Consider the following 4,428-nt stretch of genomic DNA (forward strand, 5'->3'; position numbering starts at 1 on the left):
GGGCGATTATTAGTGTACCAAGTTTTTGCGGCGTATGGTCGTCCTATAATTCCGGCATGCAATTCATTAATTGCAGCTAGAATATTGGGCCATGAGCGACGCTGATTACCCATCTGAATGACATTTTTATACTTTTTTGCCGCCGCCATAAGCAGTTCACCCTCATGGGGATTATGGCTACATGGTTTTTCTAGGTAAACATGTTTTCCTGCTGCGGATGCCAATATAGCTGCTGGAGCATGCCAATGATCAGGCGCTGCAATTACTAAAGCATCAAGGTTCTTATCTTCCAGTGATTTTCTAAAATCTGGCTGAGCCTTAGGTGTAAATGCTTGAATTTGAGCCACATTGGCAATACATTTTTCAGCTGCCCTTTTATCTACATCATTAATGTAGCGAACTTCACAATTCTTTTGAGCAGCAAAATTTGAGGCTAGGGCAAAACCGCGACTATTTACACCCATTACTGCTACCTGAATACGCTCATTTGCGCCAAGAATACGGGCATAGCTTTTGGCACTAAAGCTGGGCAAAACACCTCCAAAAGAAAGCACTGCAGCTCCTGTTAATGTTTTTTTGATAAATTTTCTGCGGTTTTCGGAATTTTCCATTTCGATATTTTTCAGAGAAGATAAATGATAAATTTTATTTCAGAATTATTGAAAATAATTGATTTAAGGCCTTGTTAAAGAAGCTCTTTCAAACATATAATCAATACTTACGGGTGCTCCACCTCTTTTTTTACTTTCATCAGCTGCTTCCATGAACGCACAAATTTCTAGCGTTTCGGAGGCGCTCACTGGTACAATTCCAGTTTTAAAAAAATCTGTGATTTGGGCAAGAAGTGGATTATAACCCTCGTAATCACCAATTTGGGCTATTCCCTTCTCTGCAAAGACAGTCCCGCCATAGCCAGATTTACCTGAACGCGTTCCACGGAAAGTTCCAATACGACCATCCATCCAAGTACCTGTAACTATTTCTGTATCAGCAGTGCTCACGCGTACCACCTCCTTGCAACCAGTCCCCATTAATGTAAATAATGACTCTACACCATGAATACCATACCAAAAAAGATCTGGGTGTGTGCTTTCAAGAACGCAAGGGCTATAGGTATCAGCACCCAAAATTTTGCCGAGTTTGCCAGCAGCGAGCGACTGGGCGCCACTGGTATATCTCAATGAAGAAGAAGAAAAAACACTAACATTTGCCTTTTTTGCGGCAGTAAAAATCGCAGCGGCATCTTTAAGTGAAGCTGCAATAGGTTTATCGATAAAGAATCGTTTCCCAGATTTTATAACTTCTAAGGCTTGCTCAAGGTGCATACGGCCATCATTCGTTTCCAAGAGAATAAAATCAACCTTCTTCAATAAATCAGCAATAGAATCTGTTATCTCTACCCCTAAATTCTTCATATCAAGCGTGTAAGGAGCAATTCTGTCGAAGCTACTTTTAATTTCTTTGCTACCAAAAGGATAAGCTGCAACAACCTTAAAACCACCAAATTCTGGCCCCGCAGTCGGACTATTAAGTGCTTTGGTAAAGGCAATGCTATGCGAGGTATCCAATCCGATGATTCCCACTCTAGTACCTTCATCTAAATTGCCTATCGATTTAGGATAGACATTTTCAGCAAATCCTTGAACACCTAGTCCGATACCCGCTACCGCAATAGCAGAGCTTTTTATAAATAATCTGCGGTTTTGATTTGACTTCATATTTTGATAAAAATCGATTAATGTATTAAATAGTTAATTTACAGCATTTTAGAGTAAATAATAAAAATATTCTAATCAATAAGACTATTTATTTAGCATGAATAGGCGTCATTTTAGGAGCCAAGACCCTAAACATCAAAAACCAGGCAATTAAATAAGCTGTACCACAGAATAAGAAAAGAATATAATAGCCCGTTTGAACATCGTTTTGTGCTTTATAATAATCGAGAAGGGCACCTGCTGTTTTTGCTACGGTAATACTTCCAAAGCCCCCCACCATGCCTCCAATTCCGATTACAGCACCTATAGATTTTTTAGGGAACATATCAGAAACGGTAGTTAAAATATTTGCAGACCAAGCTTGGTGAGCCGCCATGGCTACCCCAATAATAAATACAGCATACCACATATTGTAAGAACCTGCGGCTTGCGAAAACATAACTAGAATTGGGAATACAGCGTAAATGAGCATCGATGTTTTCCTTGACCGCACCATATTCCAGCCTTTGGTATTCATAAACCACATAGGAAGCCATCCACCAGCAACACTACCAACACCGGCCATCAAATAAACAACGGCAACAGGGAAGCTAATTTCCATTCCTACCAATTTATATTCAGAGATTAAAAAAGCAGGTAGCCAAAAGAGGAAAAACCACCAAACGCCATCCGATAAAAATTTACCAACAGCAAAAGCCCATGTTTGTTTGTAGGTTAGCAGTTTGCTCCATGGAATATCCTCCTCAGGGTTACTTCCATCTGCTTTCTCAAAATCAGTGTCACTTTGAATATGCTCAAGCTCGGCTGCATTAACCAATTTATGTTTAGAAGGAGCACGATATAATAAAAACCAAAAAATAAGCCATAGAAACCCTACAGCACCAGTAGCTATGAAGGCCATTTGCCAGCTATAGGTCAAAGCAAGCCATGGAACGATCAAAGGAGCAATTACCGCTCCTATGTTAGTCCCGCTATTAAAAATGCCTGTAGCGAAGGCTCTTTCCTTTTTAGGAAACCATTCTGCAACCACTTTAATAGCTGCAGGGAAGTTACCAGCTTCTGTAACACCTAAAAATGCCCTAGCTACGCCGAAACCAAAAGTTGAGTTAGCGAAAGCATGCATGATGGAAGCAATGCTCCAAAGAACTAATGAAATAGCATAACCTAATTTACTACCAATTTTATCAATGATACTTCCCACGCCCAACATACCAAATGCATAGGCCAATTGGAATGCAGCTACGATATTTGAATAATCTGACTCGCTCCAATCAAATTCTTTTTCAAGTATAGGCTTCAGAAGACTAATTACCTGCCTATCAAGATAATTGATTGTAGTCGCGAAAAAAACGAGCGCACAGACAGTCCAACGATAATTTGTCATTGGTTGTGAATTTGTTAAAACAGGCTTTTTCAAATCATTGAGTATTAATCGTAATTAAGAATTAAAATATTTCTTAGCGTTAAAGTAGCAAATATTTTCAACCATTTTTCCAAGCCATTCAATATCATTCGGAAGCTCTCCGTTTTCGACATCATGACCAATAAGATTACAGAGGATTCTTCTAAAATATTCATGCCTTGGATAAGACAAAAAACTCCTAGAATCGGTTATCATGCCTACAAAACGACCTAAAAGACCCATATTGGATAGTGCATTGAGCTGATTAATCATTCCCATTTTTTGATCAAGGAACCACCATGCTGCTCCAAATTGCATTTTTCCGGCTATAGTACCATCATTAAAATTTCCAGTCATCGCTGCTAGCATTTCATTATCTGCTGGATTAAGATTATAGAGAATAGTTTTCGCTAATCTATCAGAAGAATCAAGCTTATTTAAAAACTTTGACAAGTTTTTGGCTTGCGAGAAATCACCAATAGAGTCGAAACCTGTATCGGGTCCTAACTGACTTAAAAGTCTTGAATTATTATTCCTTAAAGCACCAAGATGATATTGCTGAACCCAGCCTTTTTCATGATCCCAATGAGCGAGATTAATAAGCATGCAGGACTTAAATTTTATTAATTCAGTAGGATTTAGGTTATCGCAAGCTAAAATCTTTTGAAAGATCAGCTCCATTTCACAATCACTATATTCTTCACAATACATTTGCTCTAGACCATGATCAGAAACAGTACAGCCCATTTCGGCAAAAAAATCATGGCGGGTTTTAAGCGCTTGAAGATAGGTTTTGAAATTATCAATTGGTAAATTTGTTAGTACCCTTAATTTCTGGATATATGCTTGAAGAGCTACTACATCTTCCGCATTCATAGCCTTATCTGGTCGGAAAGAAGGTAAAACTTTGGTTGAAAAACCATCCGCTTTAATTCTTTGATGAGAAGCTAAATCATCCATTGGATCATCAGTTGTGCCAATGCTTTCGACATTCATTTTTTGAATGAGGCGTCGAACAGAATATTCAGGGGTTTGAAGTTTGGCGGAGCATTCATCATAAATTTTTTTTGCAGTAGCTGGAGATAAAATATCATACACATCAAAATATCGTTGAAGTTCGAGGTGTGTCCAGTGGTATAGTGGGTTTCTTAAAGTGTATGGGACTGTTTCGGCCCACTTTTCAAATTTCTCAAAATCAGAAGCATTACCAGTAATGTATTTTTCATCAATCCCATTGGCACGCATAGCACGCCATTTGTAATGATCACCGTACAGCCAAATTTGAGTTAGGTTTTCAAAATTTGAATC

At 38.6% G+C, this 4,428-nt stretch carries 4 protein-coding genes; all 4 read right to left on the reverse strand.

Features of this window, described 5'->3' with window-relative positions; genetic code table 11:
- A partial coding sequence (locus ACIQ0D_RS11760; protein WP_395805844.1) for a Gfo/Idh/MocA family protein occupies nucleotides 1-611 on the reverse strand: 611 nt, incomplete at its 3' end.
- A 63-nt stretch (nucleotides 612-674) separates the two neighbouring features.
- Nucleotides 675-1,718, reverse strand: a complete 1,044-nt coding sequence (locus ACIQ0D_RS11765; RefSeq protein WP_395805846.1) for a Gfo/Idh/MocA family protein — start codon at nucleotides 1,716-1,718, stop codon at nucleotides 675-677.
- 88 nt (nucleotides 1,719-1,806) lie between these two features.
- Nucleotides 1,807-3,102 carry an MFS transporter gene (locus ACIQ0D_RS11770; RefSeq protein ID WP_395805848.1) on the reverse strand — a complete coding sequence of 432 codons (1,296 nt, stop codon included), beginning with the start codon at nucleotides 3,100-3,102 and terminating at the stop codon, nucleotides 1,807-1,809.
- A 54-nt stretch (nucleotides 3,103-3,156) separates the two neighbouring features.
- On the reverse strand, nucleotides 3,157-4,428 hold a 1,272-nt coding region (gene uxaC / locus ACIQ0D_RS11775; protein ID WP_395805850.1), incomplete at its 5' end, for a glucuronate isomerase.

The organism is Daejeonella sp., assembly GCF_044342615.1.
Classification (GTDB): domain Bacteria; phylum Bacteroidota; class Bacteroidia; order Sphingobacteriales; family Sphingobacteriaceae; genus Daejeonella.